Annotated in this window: 19 protein-coding genes and 2 pseudogenes; 12 read left to right on the plus strand and 9 right to left on the minus strand. The window is 64.9% G+C overall.

What is annotated here, in order from left to right:
- Positions 1 to 134: 134 nt before the first annotated feature.
- From lpxK to G3N97_RS26295, 5 genes and pseudogenes are all read left to right on the plus strand, one after another.
- Positions 135 to 734: pseudogene (gene lpxK, locus G3N97_RS26275) on the plus strand (tetraacyldisaccharide 4'-kinase); the annotation flags it as partial.
- Entirely contained in the window at positions 715 to 909 is a 195-nt protein-coding gene (locus G3N97_RS26280) for a Trm112 family protein (protein ID WP_065065227.1), read from the plus strand. The pseudogene lpxK and the gene G3N97_RS26280, both read left to right, overlap by 20 nt.
- A 1-nt stretch (position 910) precedes the next feature.
- Positions 911 to 1,711, plus strand: coding sequence for a 3-deoxy-manno-octulosonate cytidylyltransferase (gene kdsB / locus G3N97_RS26285; RefSeq protein WP_110327929.1), 801 nt, complete (start codon positions 911 to 913; stop codon positions 1,709 to 1,711).
- 301 nt (positions 1,712 to 2,012) lie between these two features.
- A complete protein-coding gene (gene adk, locus G3N97_RS26290; RefSeq protein ID WP_124260746.1) occupies positions 2,013 to 2,675 on the plus strand; it encodes an adenylate kinase in 663 nt (220 codons plus the stop codon).
- A gap of 158 nt (positions 2,676 to 2,833) precedes the next feature.
- A complete protein-coding gene (locus G3N97_RS26295; RefSeq protein ID WP_205995975.1) occupies positions 2,834 to 3,592 on the plus strand; it encodes a 3-hydroxyacyl-CoA dehydrogenase in 759 nt (252 codons plus the stop codon).
- 81 nt (positions 3,593 to 3,673) lie between these two features.
- On the opposite strand, the gene G3N97_RS26300 is transcribed toward G3N97_RS26295, so the two are convergent.
- Positions 3,674 to 4,519 carry a SirB1 family protein gene (locus G3N97_RS26300; protein WP_065065231.1) on the minus strand — a complete coding sequence of 282 codons (846 nt, stop codon included), beginning with the start codon at positions 4,517 to 4,519 and terminating at the stop codon, positions 3,674 to 3,676.
- Positions 4,519 to 6,069, minus strand: a complete 1,551-nt coding sequence (murJ, locus tag G3N97_RS26305) for a murein biosynthesis integral membrane protein MurJ (protein ID WP_065065232.1) — start codon at positions 6,067 to 6,069, stop codon at positions 4,519 to 4,521. Before murJ ends, G3N97_RS26300 begins: the two co-directional genes overlap by 1 nt.
- A gap of 497 nt (positions 6,070 to 6,566) precedes the next feature.
- On the opposite strand from murJ, the gene rpsT reads away from it, so the two are divergent.
- Positions 6,567 to 6,830 carry a 30S ribosomal protein S20 gene (gene rpsT, locus G3N97_RS26310; RefSeq protein WP_065065233.1) on the plus strand — a complete coding sequence of 88 codons (264 nt, stop codon included), beginning with the start codon at positions 6,567 to 6,569 and terminating at the stop codon, positions 6,828 to 6,830.
- 194 nt (positions 6,831 to 7,024) lie between these two features.
- Here rpsT and G3N97_RS26315 read toward each other — a convergent pair whose 3' ends face one another.
- Positions 7,025 to 7,372: a DUF3579 domain-containing protein gene (locus G3N97_RS26315; protein ID WP_205995976.1), complete on the minus strand. Its 348-nt coding sequence runs from the start codon at positions 7,370 to 7,372 to the stop codon at positions 7,025 to 7,027.
- A 521-nt stretch (positions 7,373 to 7,893) separates the two neighbouring features.
- On the opposite strand from G3N97_RS26315, the gene argF reads away from it, so the two are divergent.
- Together argF and G3N97_RS26325 are read left to right on the plus strand one after the other, a co-directional pair.
- Positions 7,894 to 8,823: an ornithine carbamoyltransferase gene (gene argF, locus G3N97_RS26320; RefSeq protein ID WP_065065235.1), complete on the plus strand. Its 930-nt coding sequence runs from the start codon at positions 7,894 to 7,896 to the stop codon at positions 8,821 to 8,823.
- A gap of 129 nt (positions 8,824 to 8,952) precedes the next feature.
- The gene (locus tag G3N97_RS26325) at positions 8,953 to 10,182 is read left to right on the plus strand and encodes an argininosuccinate synthase (protein WP_205995977.1); all 1,230 of its coding nucleotides are present in this window, start codon (positions 8,953 to 8,955) and stop codon (positions 10,180 to 10,182) included.
- Between the two features lie 122 nt (positions 10,183 to 10,304).
- Here G3N97_RS26325 and G3N97_RS26330 read toward each other — a convergent pair whose 3' ends face one another.
- Positions 10,305 to 11,108, minus strand: a complete 804-nt coding sequence (locus G3N97_RS26330) for an IclR family transcriptional regulator (RefSeq protein ID WP_205995978.1) — start codon at positions 11,106 to 11,108, stop codon at positions 10,305 to 10,307.
- Positions 11,109 to 11,238: 130 nt separating this feature from the next.
- Here G3N97_RS26330 and G3N97_RS26335 point away from each other — a divergent pair, with 130 nt between their 5' ends.
- Positions 11,239 to 12,429, plus strand: a complete 1,191-nt coding sequence (locus tag G3N97_RS26335; RefSeq protein ID WP_205995979.1) for an acyl-CoA dehydrogenase — start codon at positions 11,239 to 11,241, stop codon at positions 12,427 to 12,429.
- 104 nt (positions 12,430 to 12,533) lie between these two features.
- On the opposite strand, the gene G3N97_RS26340 is transcribed toward G3N97_RS26335, so the two are convergent.
- Positions 12,534 to 13,172 carry a peroxiredoxin gene (locus G3N97_RS26340; RefSeq protein WP_205995980.1) on the minus strand — a complete coding sequence of 213 codons (639 nt, stop codon included), beginning with the start codon at positions 13,170 to 13,172 and terminating at the stop codon, positions 12,534 to 12,536.
- Between the two features lie 415 nt (positions 13,173 to 13,587).
- Here G3N97_RS26340 and G3N97_RS26345 point away from each other — a divergent pair, with 415 nt between their 5' ends.
- The 3 genes from G3N97_RS26345 (at position 13,588) to G3N97_RS26355 (ending at position 15,191) form a co-directional block, all read left to right on the plus strand.
- Positions 13,588 to 13,890 (plus strand): YqjD family protein, encoded by a 303-nt coding sequence (locus G3N97_RS26345; RefSeq protein WP_027817793.1) that lies wholly within the window; start codon positions 13,588 to 13,590, stop codon positions 13,888 to 13,890.
- Between the two features lie 354 nt (positions 13,891 to 14,244).
- A complete protein-coding gene (locus G3N97_RS26350; protein ID WP_205995985.1) occupies positions 14,245 to 14,628 on the plus strand; it encodes a phage holin family protein in 384 nt (127 codons plus the stop codon).
- 80 nt (positions 14,629 to 14,708) lie between these two features.
- Positions 14,709 to 15,191 (plus strand): DUF3318 domain-containing protein, encoded by a 483-nt coding sequence (locus G3N97_RS26355; protein ID WP_205995981.1) that lies wholly within the window; start codon positions 14,709 to 14,711, stop codon positions 15,189 to 15,191.
- A 44-nt stretch (positions 15,192 to 15,235) separates the two neighbouring features.
- On the opposite strand, the gene G3N97_RS26360 is transcribed toward G3N97_RS26355, so the two are convergent.
- The 4 genes and pseudogenes from G3N97_RS26360 to G3N97_RS26375 all read right to left on the minus strand — a co-directional run.
- Entirely contained in the window at positions 15,236 to 15,664 is a 429-nt protein-coding gene (locus G3N97_RS26360; RefSeq protein WP_205995982.1) for a type IV pilin protein, read from the minus strand.
- 22 nt (positions 15,665 to 15,686) lie between these two features.
- A complete protein-coding gene (locus G3N97_RS26365) occupies positions 15,687 to 16,160 on the minus strand; it encodes a PilX N-terminal domain-containing pilus assembly protein (RefSeq protein WP_346778119.1) in 474 nt (157 codons plus the stop codon).
- 53 nt (positions 16,161 to 16,213) lie between these two features.
- Complete coding sequence (locus G3N97_RS26370; protein WP_205995984.1) at positions 16,214 to 16,996, minus strand: PilW family protein; 783 nt, start codon at positions 16,994 to 16,996, stop codon at positions 16,214 to 16,216.
- A gap of 29 nt (positions 16,997 to 17,025) precedes the next feature.
- Positions 17,026 to 17,317, minus strand: a pseudogene (locus G3N97_RS26375) (hypothetical protein); the annotation flags it as partial.

The raw sequence follows: 17,317 nt of genomic DNA on the forward strand, positions 1-17,317 counted from the left end.
GGCGGATCATTAAAAAAAAAAAAAAAAATAAGCACTCTTACTTCCGCGACACATAAGTAGCTCAAATGGTCTCTGTCCAACTTTACGCCACGCAGCTCGTCCATTGTCTCAATCCCTTACCACATGACGATACCGCGCACGCCGACGTCGACGTGATCGTCAGCGACGACGGCCTTCAGCATTACCGCCTCGCGCGCGACTTCGAACTCGTGGTGTTCGACCATCGCCTCGGCGGCAACGGCTTCCTGCTGCCCGCCGGACCGCTGCGCGAACCGCTCTCGCGTCACCGCGACGCCACGCTCATCAACAATCCGTTCGCGCGCACGCTGCCCGACTGGCCCAACACCTTCGCGCTCAAGCTCGAACCCGGCGACGCGTGGCATCTGGCTAATCCAGGCCTGCGCCGCCCGCTCGCGCAATTCGCGCAAGTGCCCGGCCAGCCGCCGTTGCGGCTCGTCGCGGCGGCCGGCATCGGTTCGCCCGAGCGCTTTTTCGCGACGCTGCGCGCGGCCGGTCTCGCCCCGCACACGCTGCCGCTGCCCGATCATTACGACTACGCGAGCAACCCGTTCGCCGACGTCGCCGCCGACGCGATCCTGGTCACCGAAAAGGATGCAGTAAAATTGGGGGCCTGGAACGACGCGCGCATCTGGGTTGTACCCGTGGAAGCCGCGCTCGATCATCGTCTTATTACCCTGGTTGTGGAGAAACTCCGTGGACGCCCGTCTGCTTGAAATCCTGGTCTGCCCGATCTGCAAGGGCCCGCTCAGCTACGACCGCGCCGCGCAGGAGTTGATCTGCAGCGCCGACAAGCTCGCCTATCCGATCCGCGACGGCATCCCCGTCATGCTCGTGGACGAGGCGCGTCAGACCGTCGAAGGCACGCCCGTCGATCCGAACGCGGCCTGACATGAGCGCCGCTCAACCCTTCATCGCCGTCGTGCCGGCGCGGCTCGCGTCGACGCGGCTGCCGAACAAGCCGCTCGCCGACATCGGCGGCAAGCCCATGGTCGTGCGCGTCGCCGAGCGCGCCCGCGCGGCCGGCGCGCAGCAGGTGCTGATCGCCTCCGACGCCCAGACGGTGCTCGACGCCGCGCGCGAACATGGCTTCGAAGCCGTGCTCACGCGCGCCGACCACCCCTCGGGCACCGACCGCCTCGCCGAAGTCGCCGAACACTACGGCTGGAGCGACGAGACGATCGTCGTCAATGTTCAGGGCGATGAACCGCTGATCGACCCGCAACTGGTCTGCGACGTGGCGTCGCACCTGGCGGCGCATCCCGACTGCGCGATCGCCACCGCGGCTCACCCGATCACCGCGCCCGACGAAATCTTCAGCCCGAACGTCGTGAAGGTCGTGCTCGACGCGCGCGGCGTGGCGCTCTACTTCTCGCGCGCGCCGATTCCCTGGGCGCGCGACGCCTGGCAGCCGCACTGGTCGCCGGCCCGTCTCGATCTGGCCGCAATGCCCGCCCCGCCTGCACCGGCAACGGTTTATCGGCATATCGGGCTGTATGCGTATCGCGCCAAATTCCTGCGCACCTACCCGACGCTCGCGCACTCGCCGATCGAGCAGGTCGAGTCGCTCGAACAGTTGCGCGCGATGTGGCACGGCGAGCGCATCGCGGTGCGCGTGACGCCCGAGGCGCCCGCGCCCGGTGTCGACACGCCCGCCGACCTCGCCCGTGTACAGGCGTTATTCCGACCTTAATAACGGTCGTAGTCCGAAAAACCCGTGGCATAATCAATTGTTTGCGCGAGCCGTCCAAGCCTTTGTGCGTGCGGGTTTGCCCGCTTTTCTTCCGTTGCTGCCCGCCTCCGCAGCGCCGTTCCCGATCCGCTTCGGGCACGTTGCCGCGCGGGGCCCGGCGTCACCCCGCATGCCCCGGCCATGATCTCTTGACCGGCGAGCACGGCGCGAGCAAACGGAAGGAGACGCACGACGCCGCCGATGCCGCCCACGAGGGCAGCCGCCGCGCCGCAAGAATTCACACAGATCGGAGAAATTGGAAATGCGTTTGATCCTGTTGGGCGCCCCCGGCGCGGGCAAGGGAACCCAGGCAAACTTCATCAAGGAAAAGTTCGGCATTCCGCAGATCTCGACCGGCGACATGCTGCGCGCCGCCGTGAAAGCGGGCACGCCGCTCGGCCTCGAAGCGAAGCGTTTCATGGATGCAGGCGAACTCGTCACCGACGAGCTCATCATCAATCTCGTGAAGGAACGCCTGAAGGAAGACGACTGCAAGAACGGTTATCTGTTCGACGGTTTCCCGCGCACGTTGCCGCAAGCCGAAGCCATGAAGCAAGCCGGCGTCGCGATCGACTACGTGCTGGAGATCGACGTGCCGTTCGACGAGATCATCGTGCGCATGAGCGGTCGCCGCATGCACCCGGCATCGGGCCGCACGTACCACACGACCTTCAACCCGCCGAAGCAGGACATGGTCGACGACGTCACCGGCGAGCCGCTCGTGCAGCGCGACGACGACAAGGAAGAAACCGTGCGCAAGCGTCTCGACGTGTACACGGCGCAAACCAAGCCGCTGATCGCCTACTACAGCGAATGGGCGCAGCGCGGTGAAGAAAACGGCCTGAAAGCGCCGCAGTACCGCGCGATCTCGGGTCTGGGCAGCGTCGACGAAATCCGCAATCGCGTGTTCGACGCACTGAAGTAAGAACGTCCCTTGCCGGCCATGCCGGGCGAGGCCCGGCACAAGCCGGCCTCCCCTCTGGCCGGCCCTCTCTCCTCCTCTGCACGTTTCGCCGATGAGTCGCGGGCTGGCCCGCACATAACAATCATCGAAGACACATCGAGCAGCCAGGAGGCAGACACATGCAAATCCGCGACAACGTATTCCTGATCACCGGCGGCGCTTCGGGCCTCGGTGCGGCCACCGCACGCCTGATCGCGGCGGAAGGCGGCAAGGTCGCGCTCGCCGACCTCAACGAGGCAGCAGGCGAAGCGCTCGCGAAGGAACTCGGCGGCGCGTTCGTGAAGTGCAACGTCGCGAGCGAGGAAGACGGCGCGCGAGCCGTGGCCGCGGCCAGCGCGCTCGGCACGCTGCGCGGCCTCGTCAACTGCGCGGGCATCGCGCCCGCGATCAAGACCGTCGGCAAGGACGGTCCGCATCCGCTCGATGCGTTCAGCAAGACCATTTCGGTCAACCTGATCGGCACCTTCAACATGATCCGCCTCGCGGCCGCCGCCATCGCGCAGACCGCGCCCAACGCGGGCGGCGAGCGCGGCGTGATCGTCAATACGGCGTCGGTTGCGGCCTACGACGGGCAGATCGGCCAGGCGGCCTATGCGGCGTCGAAGGGCGGCGTCGTCGCCATGACGCTGCCGGTCGCGCGCGATCTGTCGCGCAGCGGCATCCGCGTGATGACGATTGCGCCCGGCATCTTCGAAACGCCGATGCTGCTCGGCATGCCGCAGGACGTGCAGGACGCGCTCGGCGCGATGGTGCCGTTCCCGCCGCGCCTCGGCAAACCCGACGAGTACGCCATGCTGGTCAAGCAGATCGTCGAGAATCCGATGCTCAACGGCGAAGTGATCCGCCTCGACGGCGCAATCCGCATGCAGCCGAAGTGAACGCACGCCGTGTGCTTTTTTACACGGTGAAGTAAAAAAAGCCCGCGAATTCGCGGGCTTTTTTGCGTTGAACAGCGCGTCTCAGTCGTTGTCGAGCGTGCGCTGACGCAATTCCTGCAACTGCGATTCAACGACCGTGGCGTCTTCGGCATCCGGGCGCTCGTCGAGATAATGTTCGAGATCTTCGAGCGCCGGGCGCAGATAGTCGAGCCGCGCGTAGGCAAAACCGCGGTCGCGCACTTCCTCGATGCTGTACGGCAGCAGGATCACGAGACGCTGCTGGATGCCGAGCAGGCGCTCCCAGCGCTCGGTCTGCAGATACACCGACTTCAGATTGCGCAGCATGCGCGCGACGATCTCGCGCCGCGTGGCCGGTTCGAGCAGCATGCGCAGCGCGCGCGCTACCGAATCGCCCGCGCTCGCCACATAGGGCTCGAGCATCTCGACCATGTCCGACTCGGTGAGCGCGCGGCCCGTGGTCGGGTCGAGCATGGCGTCGCCGTCGGGCAGCGAGACGCGCAGCAGGAAATGCCCCGGAAACGACACGCCCTGCACCGGCAGCCCGAGCTGGCCCGCAATCTCCAGATAGATCACCGCGAGCGAGATCGGAATGCCGCGCCGGCGGCGCAGCACGACGTGCAGATGGCTGTTGTCGGGATCGAAAAAGTCGTTCAGATTGGCCGCGAAACCCATCTCGCGGAAGAACACGCGGTTGAGCAGCGCGACCTGCTGGCGCACGTCGGCGCCCTCGGGCATGCGCTTGCTGATGCGCAGCGCCAGCTCGTCGATTTCGGCCAGCGTGCCCTGCAGATCGAGGTCCGGGTAGGCGTCCTGCGCGATCGACAGCGCCGCTTCGGTAAGCGGCAGGCTGTCGTCTTCGGCAACGAGCGTGCTGAAATAATCCAGCACCCGCGTGTTCATCGTCATCACTTCGTGCGCCTCTTGAAGTATGCGTATTTGAAGCCCATCAGCCACAGCATACCGAAATATAGCGCCGCAAACAGAACCAGGCAGGCTGCGAGCAAAGCGATGCGCGCGAGCGGTTCGTGCCGCAGGCCGATCCAGTCGTAGCTGATCGAGCACCAGTGCATCGCCCCTGCCAGCACGAGGCATGCCCCGAGCAGTTGCACGAAGAACGTCGTCCAGCCCGACGACGGCATATAGATGCCGCGGCGGCGCAGGCCGATGAAGAGCAGCAGCGCGTTCATGCAGGCGCCGAGGCCCACCGACAGCGTCAGCCCCGCGTGCGAGAAGATCGGCACGAAGATGTAATTGCTGATCTGCGTGGCGATCAGCACGCCCACGCCGATCTTCACCGGCGTCTTGATGTCCTGGCGCGCATAAAAACCGGGCGCGAGGATCTTGATCAGGATGAGGCCGACAAGACCCACGCCGTACGCGGCGAGCGCGCGGCCGGTCATGATGACCGAGGTAGCGTCGAACTTGCCGTAGTGGAACAGCGTGGCCGTGAGCGGCTCGGCGAAGAAGAACAGCGCGACCGCCGACGGCGCGGCCAGCAGGAAAGTCACGCGCAGCCCCCAGTCGAGCAGCGCGGAATATTCGTGCGGATCGGCGTCGACGTGCGCTTTCGAGAGGCTCGGCAGCAGGATCGTGCCGAGCGCCACGCCCAGCAGCGCCGTGGGAAATTCCATCAGGCGGTCGGCGTAATTAATCCACGAGACCGCGCCCGGACCGAGCCGCGACGCGATATTCGTATTGATGATCAGGCTGATCTGCGCGACCGAGACCGCGAACATGGCGGGCATCATCTTCGCGAGCACGCGCTTGACGCCGCGATGCGCGAGCGCCTTGAGCGGATTCAGGCCGATGCGCGGCATCATGTCGATGCGCTTCAGGCCCGGCAACTGCACGATGAACTGCAGCACGCCGCCGACGATCACGGCCCACGCGAGCGCGTAGACCGGCTGCTTCATGTGCGGTGCGAACGCCACCGCTGCCGTGATGAACGACACGTTGAGCAGCACCGGCGCGAACGCGGGCAGCGAGAACTGCTTGTACGTGTTCAGCACGCCCGAGGCCAGCGACGTCAGCGAAATGAACACGATGTACGGGAACATGATGCGCGTCATCACGACGGCAAGCTGATACGCCTGGCCGTCGCTCTTGAGGCCCGAGGCGACCACGGTCACCACGAACGACGCGCCGACGATGCCCAGCAGCGAGAGCACGGCGAGCACCCAGGCGAGCACCGTCGAGGTGGCGTCGACGAGCGCGCGCGTGGCGTCGTGGCCTTGCTGGTTCTTGAACTCCGCGAGGATCGGCACGAAAGCCTGCGAAAACGCGCCTTCGGCCGAGATGCGGCGCAGCAGGTTGGGAATGCGGAACGCGACGTAGAAGGCGTCGGTGTACTGGCTCGCGCCGAAAGCTCGGGCGATCAGCGTTTCGCGGGCCAGTCCGGTCACGCGCGACAGCAGCGTGAAGCCGCTGACCGTCAGCAGGGCTCGGAATAGATTCATGGGGCGCTTATTATACGGGTGCCGTCAGTCACGCCGGCGATGCGCGGCGTCAAGGATGCCACGGCGCGATCCGACACCATGGCGAGCCCATTCTGACCGCTGTGCGGGCGCAGCGTTCGCCGCAATCTCGTCGATTTCTGCGCTCGGCGCGCCGGATTTTCCGCCACCCTTCCCGGCTCGCCGACCGGTCCCGTCGCCCGACTATCGTCGCGCGATTGCCATGCCTCTGATTTCGTTGCTATAATTCGCGGTTTCGGGTTGCGTCAGCGATTCGAAAAGAAACTCGCGCGCCTTGGAAAGGAAGCGCAAAGCGGCGGTTCGATCCGCCCCCTTTGCGGTTTGGCACAAGAGGCGCAGCTGGCAGAGCTGTTCTGCCGGCAAATACCGTTTTGCGTGACGAACTCCCCTCGGGGTTTTCTTCGGCGCAAATCCAGGCACAGAGCGCTGCATCATCCGGTTGAACACCGGCGCACGCTCCTGAAACATCAGGAACCAACATGGCAAATACCGCACAAGCACGCAAGCGCGCCCGTCAGGCGACCAAGCAAAACGCACACAACTCGGCACTGCGCTCGAAGTTCCGCACCGCAATCAAGGCTGTTCGCAAGGCAATCGACGCCGGCGACAAGGCAGCGGCTGCTGAAATCCTGAAGGCATCGGGCAAGACGCTGGACATCATTGCGGACAAGAAGATCGTCCACAAGAACAAGGCAGCTCGTCATAAGAGCCGTCTGGCTGCTGCCATCAAGGCAATGGCCTGAGCGATTCGGGATCTTCCCGTTTCTGCTGAATGAAAAACCCGCTTCGGCGGGTTTTTTGTTGTCTGCGCGATAGAAACGCAAAAGCAGACGCAAAAGCAGACGCAAAAGCGGACACAAAAATGGACGCAAAAAAACCCGCCTCGGCGGGTTTTTTGTTGGCAGCGCAGGCGGTGCGCAAGTACGGCGCGCGGCGCTCAGCGGCCAGAGCCCTGCTGCGTGGCGTGATCGTGCGGCAGTTCGCACGCCTCGGTCACCACGAGGTCGTTGTCCTTGGCGAAATTCAGCACGAAGTTGAAAGCCATCGGCTCGATGTCTTTCAGACGCGAATCGAGCACCACCACCTTGAGATCGCCGATCATGGTCGGCCGCACATAGAGCGAGTAGCGCAGATAGGCGTTCGGGCCGCGCGCGTTGGCCGACGCTTTCGGGCCGAAGCTCGACATCACGCCCGCCAGACGCTCCGACCAGTCGCTCGGTCGAAACTTCTTCCCCTTGCTGGTAATGCCTTGAATGAAGTATTCGGTAGGAGCGTCGTCGGCCATGTAAGGGTCCTGTGTAACTGCGCGGCGCCGCGTACGTCGTGCGGCTGAAACAAGGGCACGAGCGCGCCGCCGTCCGCGCTGTTCGCGCTGCTTTCGCGGGTCTCCAGCCCCGGACGGTTCGCCCGATGGCCGCGCGCAAGGACAGTCCGATGGAAAGGGGAGCCGCCGACCGCGCATGACGACCCGTGCCGCGACTCGCATTCGCAAGACGCGTGGGACCCACGCACAGGCCGCTCCCGCGGGCCTTGCGTGATACGCCGAAAGCCCGCCGTCGTGCCTGAGAAATCGACAGGATTATAGCGCAGCAGCTCTTTTGACGCACCGCACACAAGGCCCTTGACACCGTGTCGCGGCGCTGCGGCGAACCGATGCGCCGCTCTCGTCGCCCGCCGGCCGGCCGTTTTGGGCGACTCGTCAAATTGCGCAAAATCCTTTATGCTGCATTGACTTACCACCAACCGCAGCGGCGTCGCCGGCCCAATCCTGCAGTTCGAGGCCGGATCGGGCGCCGTTTTCGTTTCATGACCTCCCGGACCATACGCCATTACCTCCAGTTCAAGGATTTCTCCCTTGACGATTATGAATATGTGCTGGAGCGCGCGCGCATCCTGAAGCGCAAGTTCAAGAACTACGAGACCTATCATCCGCTGCACGACCGCACGCTCGCGATGATCTTCGAGAAGAACTCCACGCGCACGCGTCTGTCCTTCGAAGCAGGCATCTTCCAGCTGGGCGGCCACGCCGTGTTCATGAACACGCGCGACACGCAGCTCGGTCGCGGCGAGCCGATCGAAGACTCGGCGCAGGTCATCTCGCGCATGGTCGACATCATCATGATCCGTACGTTCGGCCAGGACATCATCCGCCGCTTTGCCGAAAGCTCGCGCGTGCCGGTCATCAACGGTCTGACGAACGAATATCACCCCTGCCAGGTGCTGGCCGACATCTTCACGTTCTACGAGCTGCGCGGTCCGATCCGCGACAAGACCGTGGCGTGGGTCGGCGACGCCAACAACATGTTGTACACGTGGATCGAAGCCGCGGAAATCCTCGGCTTCAAGCTGCGCATTTCCACGCCGCCGGGCTATCAGCTCGATCCGGCACTCGTGGCGGCGGAAAGCAAGCCGTTCTTCGAAGTGTTCGACGACCCGAACGACGCCTGCACGGGCGCCGATCTGGTGACCACCGACGTGTGGACCAGCATGGGCTTCGAGGCCGAAAACGAAGTGCGCAAGAAAGCCTTCGCCGACTGGTGCGTGGACGCCGACATGATGGCCCGCGCCAACGCCGACGCCCTCTTCATGCACTGCCTGCCCGCGCACCGCGGCGAGGAAGTCAGCGCCGAAGTGATCGACGGCCCGCAGAGCGTGGTCTGGGACGAGGCGGAAAACCGCCTGCACGTCCAGAAGGCGCTGATGGAATTCCTGTTGCTCGGCCGCCTGAACCACTAAGCGCCGCTGCCGGTCTGCTGGCGCGCGCCGCAGCGAAAGCGCGGCGCGCGGCCCGTTTGGTGTCAAAATACTGTTTTCCGCGCGTCGGGGCCGCCGATGCGCACAGATCTCACCCGTTACGGATTCACCATGAGCGATATCAAGAAAGTCGTGCTCGCCTACTCCGGCGGCCTCGATACCTCCGTCATCCTGAAGTGGCTGCAGGATAACTACGACGCCGAAGTCGTCACGTTCACGGCCGACATCGGCCAGGGCGAGGAACTCGAGCCGGCGCGCAAGAAGGCGCTCCAACTGGGCATCAAGCAGGAAAACATCTTCATCGACGACCTCCGCGAAGAGTTCGTCCGTGATTTCGTGTTCCCGATGTTCCGCGCCAACGCGCTGTACGAAGGCGAATATCTGCTCGGCACCTCGATCGCACGTCCGCTGATCGCCAAGCGTCAGATCGAAATCGCCCGCGCGACCGGCGCGCAAGCCGTCTCGCACGGCGCGACCGGCAAGGGCAATGACCAGGTTCGCTTCGAACTCGGCTACTACGCGCTCGAACCGGGTATCAAGGTCATCGCGCCGTGGCGCGAATGGGATCTGCTGTCGCGCGAAAAGCTGCTCGCTTACGCCGAAAACGCCGGCATCCCCATCGACATGAAGCATCGTCAGGGCGGCGCGCCCTACTCGATGGACGCGAACCTGCTGCACATCTCGTTCGAAGGCCGTCACCTCGAAGATCCGAAGGCGGAAGCCGAGGAAGATATGTGGCGCTGGACGGTGTCGCCGGAACAGGCACCGGACGCGGCCGAATTCGTCGACATCGAGTACGAGCACGGCGACCCGGTCGCGATCAACGGCAAGCGCATGACGCCCGCCGAGATCCTCACGGAACTGAACCGCCTCGGCGGCAAGCACGGCATCGGCCGTCTGGATCTGGTCGAAAACCGCTACGTCGGCATGAAGTCGCGCGGCTGCTATGAAACGCCGGGCGGCACGATCATGCTCAAGGCGCACCGCGGCATCGAATCGATCACGCTCGACCGCGAAGTCGCGCACCTGAAGGACGACCTGCTCGCCCGCTACGCCTCGCTGGTCTACAACGGCTACTGGTGGGCGCCGGAGCGCCAGGCGCTGCAAGTGCTGATCGACCACACGCAGAAGAACGTCAACGGCTGGGTGCGCGTGAAGCTCTACAAGGGCAGCGTCTCGGTCGTCGCGCGCGACTCGAAGGACACGCTGTTCGACAAGACCATCGCGACCTTCGACGACGACGGCGGCGCCTACAACCAGGCCGACGCCGGCGGCTTCATCAAGCTGAACGCGCTGCGCATGCGCATCGCCGAAAACGCACGCCGTCAACGCGGCAAGTAAGCGGTTTCCGCTTCGCTCGCGTTAGTCGCGAGATTCGCGTCATGAAAAAACCGCCCTTCGGGGCGGTTTTTTTTCGTCCTTAACTCGCGCGTGCGAGCGCTTATTCCACGCTTATTCCACGCTCATTGCACCGTTTCACCAAGACGCCGCGCAAGCGATTTCAGCAGCGGCGCGACGCGTTCGCGAAACACCTCCGGTCCCATCGACGAGGCCGGCCCGCTGCAACTGAGCACCAGCCAGCGACGCTCGCGCGGCTCGCGAAACGGCACCGCGACGGCGTTGACGTCCTCGTGCCAGTCGCGAAACGAGTAGCAGACGCCTTCCTTGCCGAAGGTTTCGATCTCGCGCTTCGCGGCTTCCACCAGCGCCTCGCCCTCCGCGCCCGCGGCTTTTTCCAGCTCCGCGAACAACGCCGCGCGCACGTCGAGCGGCTGCACCGCGAGGTACGCGCGCCCCATCGAACTCGTCAGCATCGACAGCCGCGAGCCGGACGCGAGGCCGAGCGTCAGCGCCGTTTCGCTGCGGATGGTCTCCAGATAGATGACGTCGAGGCCGTCGCGGCAACCGAGCGACACCGCCGCGCCCACTTCCCGCGCGAACGCGCGCAGATGAGGCCGCGCAAGTTCGAGCGTGTCGGTGCCGGAAAGCAGCGCGAAGCCCAATGACAGCACACCCGCGTCGAGCGCATATTTGCCCAGCGACTCGTCGAAACGCAGATAGCCGAGCATGGTCAGCGTGTACGCAAGCCGGTTGACGGTGGCCTTGGGCAACCCCGTGCGTTCGACGAAATCGCGATTGCCGAGCAGCGTCTCGCCGGGCCGGAAGGCGCGCAGCAATTCGAGCCCGCGTGCGAGCGCCACGACGAACTTGCGCTCGTCGATCGGCCCCGACGCCAGCGTGGTCGCAAACGATGACGAGCTGTTCATTTCAGATGCAGACATAAGCGGGCTAGTGATACACTAAAGTCAATTTGCAAAACATTGTTCCGCTTAGCGGAACCGAAGTCAAGCGCAAATTACCCATTTCAAGGTTACGAGAGTAAGAAGGAGAGACACCATGGCCGCAAACGCCCAGTTCCATTGGGAAGATCCGCTGCTGCTCGACCAGCAGCTCACCGAAGACGAACGCATGGTGCACGACGCCGCGGCAGCCTACGCGCAGGACAAGCTCGCGCCGCGCGTGGTGGAAGCGTTCCGTCACGAAAAAACGGATGCCGCGATCTTCCGCGAGATGGGCGAAATCGGCCTGCTCGGCCCGACCATTCCGGAGCAATACGGCGGCCCGGGTCTCAACTACGTCGCCTACGGCCTGATCGCGCGCGAAGTCGAACGCATCGACTCGGGCTATCGCTCGATGATGTCGGTGCAATCGTCGCTCGTGATGGTGCCGATCCACGAATTCGGCACGGAAGCGCAGAAGCAGAAGTACCTGCCGAAGCTCGCGACCGGCGAATGGATCGGCTGCTTCGGTCTGACCGAGCCGAACCACGGTTCCGATCCGGGCAGCATGGTCACGCGCGCGAAGAAGGTCAACGGCGGCTACTCGCTCTCGGGCGCGAAGATGTGGATCACGAATTCGCCGATCGCCGACGTGTTCGTGGTCTGGGCCAAGCTCGAGGAAGACGGCAAGGACGACATCCGCGGCTTCATTCTGGAGAAAGGCTGGAAGGGTCTCTCGGCGCCCGCGATCCACGGCAAGGTGGGCCTGCGCGCCTCGATCACCGGCGAAATCGTGCTCGACGAAGTGTTCGTGCCGGAAGAGAACATCATGCCGGGCGTGAAGGGCCTGCGCGGACCGTTCACCTGCCTGAACTCGGCTCGCTACGGCATCGCCTGGGGCGCGCTGGGCGCGGCGGAGTCGTGCTGGCACACGGCGCGTCAGTACGTGCTCGACCGCAAGCAGTTCGGCCGCCCGCTCGCCGCGAACCAGCTGATCCAGAAAAAGCTCGCCGACATGCAGACGGAAATCACGCTCGGCCTGCAAGGCTGCCTGCGTCTCGGTCGCATGAAGGACGAAGGCACGGCGGCGGTCGAGATCACGTCGATCATGAAGCGCAACTCGTGCGGCAAGTCGCTCGACATCGCACGTCTCGCGCGCGACATGCTCGGCGGCAACGGCATCTCGGACGAGTTCGGCGTAGCGCGTCACCTCGTGAACCTCGAAGTCGTGAACACGTACGAGGGCACGCACGACATCCACGCGCTGATTCTCGGCCGCGCGCAGACGGGCATCCAGGCGTTTTTCTAAACGCCGCTTCGAACCCGGCGCGCACTGAATGGCGCGCATAAAAAAACGCCGCACGGTCATCAGACGTGCGGCGTTTTTCGTTGGCGGCGATGCGGCCGCCGCGCTTACTTGTTCGGCTGCGGCGTGAGACGCAGATACGGACGCAGCGCCTTGTAGCCCTTCGGAAATTTCTGCTTGATGACTTCCTCGTCCTTCAGCGACGGCACGATCACCACGTCGTCGCCCTGCTTCCAGTTGCCGGGCGTGGCGACCTGATAGTTGTCCGTGAGCTGAAGCGAGTCGATCACGCGCAGGATTTCGTCGAAGTTGCGACCCGTACTCGCCGGATAGGTGATGATGAGGCGCACTTTCTTCTTCGGATCGATCACGAACAGCGAGCGCACCGTGAGCGTTTCGTTCGCGTTCGGATGGATCATGTCGTAGAGCGTGGAGACCGTGCGGTCGCCGTCCGCGAGGATCGGGAAACCGACGCTGGCCGCCTGGGTCTCGTTGATGTCCTTGATCCACTCCTTGTGCGATTCGGCGCTATCGACCGACAGCGCGATCGTCTTCACATTGCGCTTCTCGAACTCGTCCTTGAGCTTCGCCGTCAGGCCAAGCTCGGTCGTGCACACCGGCGTGAAATCGGCCGGATGCGAGAACAGCACGCCCCAGCTGTCGCCGAGCCAATCGTGAAACTTGATGCGACCTACGCTCGAATCCTGCTCGAAGTCGGGTGCGATATCGCCAAGACGTAGACTCATGGTGCGGTTTCCTTTGAACATGGTGAGGCGGCGCGAGGCTCGAACCGCCAGGTTGATCAAGAGATTTCGAGACATTCAAGCATACAGGGCGATGTCGCGCGCCCGAACGAACATCGGGTCAGACTGGTATGAGTTTTTGTAATTTTGAGCCGAGTGAGGGAAACTTTACGTGCCAGATCAGATCCATGATCATTCGTCATCTACGTTTCGTGTGCATCAAGCGCGACGCGAATGCACCGCAGGCGCAGGCCGATCGGCCTGCCGTCAGCTATTCGGAGAGCCTTCACAGGGTCTTTTCGGTGTGTTCGCAGGAACGAATCGTGCGAATCCGGGCGTCGTGGCGGCGCGTCACGCTTGCCAGCGCCCGTATCTTTGTTACGATTCACGCGTAATGTGACACGATGGGAGCCAGTCAATGTCAGAAGTCAATAAGGAGAGGCTGATGTCCGATATCAAAACCGTCCTCGCGGATGCCGAGGACCTGCTCAAGCAAGCGGCGAGCGCCACCGGCGAACGCGCTTCGGAGCTGCGCGAAACGGCCCTCTCGCGCCTGAAACAGGCCAAGGAAAAAGCGGCCGACGTTCAGGTCGTGGTGGTCGAGAAAGGCAAGAAGGCGGCACGCGCCACCGACGATTACGTCCACGAACATCCGTGGACGTCGATCGGCATCGCCGCAGGTGTGGGCGTGCTGGTCGGTTTGTTGATCAACCGCAAGTAAGAACAACGAACACGGCACGGTCACGCGGGTTGCCCGCGCGCAGTGGCCAGCAAGCGGCCTAAAAGGCTGCATCCCAGCCGTCCGGACATGGTTCCGGCGCGCGGCGGATGCGAACCCGACGGCCTCTCGCTCTGGTCCACGCTCGCACGGCTCGACGCCCGCAGCGATATTGTCGCGACCGCGCCAGCGCTTCTCGCGCATTCGTTAGCCGGCAGGCCGGTGCAGTGCACCGGCCTGTCTTTTCTGGGCGCAATCTTTGCGTCACACCGGTTGCGTAGCCGTCTGGCCGACAGTCGGCGCGCCGCCGCCCCAGTCAGCGGCGTACGTCCCTACGCCGGAGCACCCGCCCTCGCCATGACAGACACTCATTCGCAGCGACACGAACATGGACCGGTGCGCCGTCTTCTCGGCTCCGCGTTCGCGATCATCCAGACGCGGCTCGAGCTGATCGGCATCGAGCTGGCCGAAGAAAAGGAGCGCCTGCTCGGCGTGCTGTTCCTCGGGCTGGCCGCGATGATGCTCGCCACCATGGCGCTGATCGCCCTGACCGCGCTGATCGCCATCGCGTTCTGGGACACCTGGCGCTGGCAGGCGCTGGCCGGCATCACGCTCGTGTATGCGCTCGCGGCACTCGTCTGTGCGCTCAAGGCGCGTCAGGGACTTCGCACCGCGCCGATGGTGTTCCAGGCGACGCTCGAAGAATTCGAGAAGGACCGCGAAATCCTTCGCAAACCGTAAATTCACGTTTGCCTGCGCTCGTTCGCGTACGTTCGAGTTCGTCCACTACCCGCCGCAAATCGAAGCCGCAAATCGAAGCCATGAGCCAATCTCGACCGGATAACGCCTTTCGCCCCTCGCGCGCACGTGGCCGCGACCTGTCCACGCCGCAATTGCGTGCGCTGCGCAAAGAACTGCTGATCGTGCGCGCCAGCGTCGAGCGCGCCGAGATGGCCGAATCGCTCGTCGAACTGCGCGAAACCGTCACGCACTTCAGCTGGCTGCGCTTTCTCGTGCCGGGCTTTGCCGGATCCAGCGGCGGCGCAAGCGCCGCCGGTCTGGGCGCCGGGATCGGCGGACTGCTCAAGCAGTATCCGCTGCTGAGTTCGCTCGCCTCGCTCGTGCTCGCCAAACCGCTGCGCGAAAGCGTGGCCTCGGCCGCCCGCCCTGTGGTCAAGTGGGGCGGCCTCGCCTTCACGGCGTGGGAAGCCTGGCGCATCTGGCAGCAAGTGCGCCGTCAGCGTGGCGCACCGCAAGGCGGTTCGCGCCGCTACGCCTCTGAAGAAGACGATCTGACGGGCTGACGCCCAACTCAGGTCTACGCGCCACCGGCGCGCGTTCTGCGCGCTCATCGATCCCTCCAGCAGTCCCGCACCACGGCCGCACTCGCGTCCGCCCCGGCGACGCGATTGCCGCGCGACCCGGTCGCATCCAGCAGGAACGTTCCACACGCGTCGTCGTGCATCGGCCCGCTCTCAACCGGCGCGGCCGCAATGGCGTAAGCGCCGGTCGACTCGTCGGCGGGCAAGAGCTTGAGCCGATAGACGGCGCGCCCCACAGGCGGCGCCTGATCCATGCCCGCAGGCAGCGCGGCCACCGACGGACTCTGTGCATCGACGAACTGCGCAGCGCGATAGAGCGCTGCCGCGGCGTCGATCCGATGCCCGCGCGCGATCTGGTTGCGCCAGCCCGGCACCGCGAACGCCGCGACAATCGCCGCGGCGGCAAGCGCGATCATCATTTCGAGCAATGTGAACGCGCGACCGTTGCGTGTCATCCTCCCTCCTCTTTCTGCGTCCTCAGAATGGCCGCGTCACGACGCGCCGCCAATGTTGTTCGACTCGCGTGCCATCGAACACGACCTGCATCTGCAACCAGCTCTGTGCGTTCTCGGTGGCACCGTAGCCGCGCGCCGTGACGAGATACGCGCGCGCCTCGGGCCGCGTGGCGGCGCGCCACGGTTCGACGAGGCATTGCGGCGGCCGCACCGACCCTGGCCATGACGCAATGGGTGTGGCCGCTTGCAACGCGAAGGTGTCGCTGCGCTTCCAGCCAGTAGGCTCGCCCGATTGCGCAGGCGTCGCGGGCGCGGTAGCCGTGCCGTCGATCAGCGTTCGCGTGCAGGCGATGAGCGCGGCATCGGCGGCATGAAACGCCTGCAGATGGTCGGCCATGCCCGCCGCGCTGCGCGCCTCGAACAGCGACGACTCGAACCACGCCGCCGACGTGACGAGCATCGTCGACACGATCACGAGGACGATGGGAAGCGCCACACCACGCTCGCGCACAGAGCGAGAGCGCCTGACGCGCCCGCTTGCGTCGCGCATCATGAAGACGATGCCGGGAGCCCGTTGCGCACATTGCGCACGGCCACGTGACGCCAGAACGCCTGGCGCGCGCGCCCGTCAGTGGCGATGACGCTTGCGCCGTCGCAATCGACATAGCGCGAGCGACGCGCCAACGGCGCGCCACGCACGAGCACGCACAGATCGACCGCGATCACCGAAGCCCATTGGTCGCGCGCAAGCGCCGAGGCGTCGAGCGCCTGCGCCGCGCCCGCGAGCCAGTAGCGCAGCCGCAGACGTTCGACGCCCTCCACCAACGGCTGCGCAGTGCCAACCTTCCCGGAGCCTTCGCAGTAAAGCTCGGGCTCGCCCGTCGAAGTGCTGGCCTTTGCGTGAAAGCGGTTGAGCACTTCGCTGCCGTTGGCGCCGACGGCCTGCCCGAGGCAGTCGGTGACCTGCCCGTTCGCCGACAGCCAGGTGGATTCGCCGTCGCCCCGGTAGCGCAGCGCGAGTCCGTCCGAGCGATTGGATAGCGCTTCGCAGGACGGATTGGCGTCCGTGCCCGTGACCCTTCCGCCTGCGCAGCCGAACAGCGGCGGCCCGGCGAGCCCGCCTGATTCATCGGCGGAAACGAAGCCCGCCATCTGAATCTGCTCGCCGATCAGCATGAGCGCGTTCACACCCGCTTCGTGGATGCGCGCGGCGTCGGTGCTCCACGCGAATGCCTGGCGCTGCGAACGATACGCGGCCAGCGCGCCCGCCATCACGACGAGACTCAACGCGACCGCAATCGTGAATTCGAGCAGCGTGTGGCCGCTCGTCATCCGCCTGTGCGTGAACCGGATCGCGCGCTTCATTTCGCGAACGCCAGCGAGAGACAGGCGCGCGGCGCTTGCACGCCAACGCTGCCCTCGCATCCCGCAGCGGCCTGTTGCGAATCGGGCGCGGACTCGTCGCGCTGTGCTGCCCACGTGAGCGTCGCCAGCGATGCCGCGCCGCCAACGCTCGTCACCGTGACGCGTGCCTCGGGCAACAGCGTGTACGCCCGCGACTTCCAGAGGTCGGACGCAGGCGCGCCAGTCTGCGCCGCTTCGGCGAGCGCATCGGCCAGAAACGCCGCGCGCGTGCGCGCCGCCGACGCCGCC

The sequence above is a fragment of the Paraburkholderia sp. Ac-20347 genome (assembly GCF_017104805.1).
Classification (GTDB): domain Bacteria; phylum Pseudomonadota; class Gammaproteobacteria; order Burkholderiales; family Burkholderiaceae; genus Paraburkholderia; species Paraburkholderia tropica.

Bases quoted from the DNA above. Each gene is read 5' to 3' on its own strand.
- kdsB (WP_110327929.1), top strand. From the start codon at position 911: ATGAGCGCCGCTCAACCCTTCATCGCCGTCGTGCCGGCGCGGCTCGCG.
- adk (WP_124260746.1), top strand. From the start codon at position 2,013: ATGCGTTTGATCCTGTTGGGCGCCCCCGGCGCGGGCAAGGGAACCCAG.
- G3N97_RS26295 (WP_205995975.1), top strand. From the start codon at position 2,834: ATGCAAATCCGCGACAACGTATTCCTGATCACCGGCGGCGCTTCGGGC.
- G3N97_RS26300 (WP_065065231.1), bottom strand. From the start codon at position 4,519: ATGACGATGAACACGCGGGTGCTGGATTATTTCAGCACGCTCGTTGCC.
- murJ (WP_065065232.1), bottom strand. From the start codon at position 6,069: ATGAATCTATTCCGAGCCCTGCTGACGGTCAGCGGCTTCACGCTGCTG.
- rpsT (WP_065065233.1), top strand. From the start codon at position 6,567: ATGGCAAATACCGCACAAGCACGCAAGCGCGCCCGTCAGGCGACCAAG.
- G3N97_RS26315 (WP_205995976.1), bottom strand. From the start codon at position 7,372: ATGGCCGACGACGCTCCTACCGAATACTTCATTCAAGGCATTACCAGC.
- argF (WP_065065235.1), top strand. From the start codon at position 7,894: ATGACCTCCCGGACCATACGCCATTACCTCCAGTTCAAGGATTTCTCC.
- G3N97_RS26325 (WP_205995977.1), top strand. From the start codon at position 8,953: ATGAGCGATATCAAGAAAGTCGTGCTCGCCTACTCCGGCGGCCTCGAT.
- G3N97_RS26330 (WP_205995978.1), bottom strand. From the start codon at position 11,108: ATGAACAGCTCGTCATCGTTTGCGACCACGCTGGCGTCGGGGCCGATC.
- G3N97_RS26335 (WP_205995979.1), top strand. From the start codon at position 11,239: ATGGCCGCAAACGCCCAGTTCCATTGGGAAGATCCGCTGCTGCTCGAC.
- G3N97_RS26340 (WP_205995980.1), bottom strand. From the start codon at position 13,172: ATGAGTCTACGTCTTGGCGATATCGCACCCGACTTCGAGCAGGATTCG.
- G3N97_RS26345 (WP_027817793.1), top strand. From the start codon at position 13,588: ATGTCAGAAGTCAATAAGGAGAGGCTGATGTCCGATATCAAAACCGTC.
- G3N97_RS26350 (WP_205995985.1), top strand. From the start codon at position 14,245: ATGACAGACACTCATTCGCAGCGACACGAACATGGACCGGTGCGCCGT.
- G3N97_RS26355 (WP_205995981.1), top strand. From the start codon at position 14,709: ATGAGCCAATCTCGACCGGATAACGCCTTTCGCCCCTCGCGCGCACGT.
- G3N97_RS26360 (WP_205995982.1), bottom strand. From the start codon at position 15,664: ATGACACGCAACGGTCGCGCGTTCACATTGCTCGAAATGATGATCGCG.
- G3N97_RS26370 (WP_205995984.1), bottom strand. From the start codon at position 16,996: ATGACGAGCGGCCACACGCTGCTCGAATTCACGATTGCGGTCGCGTTG.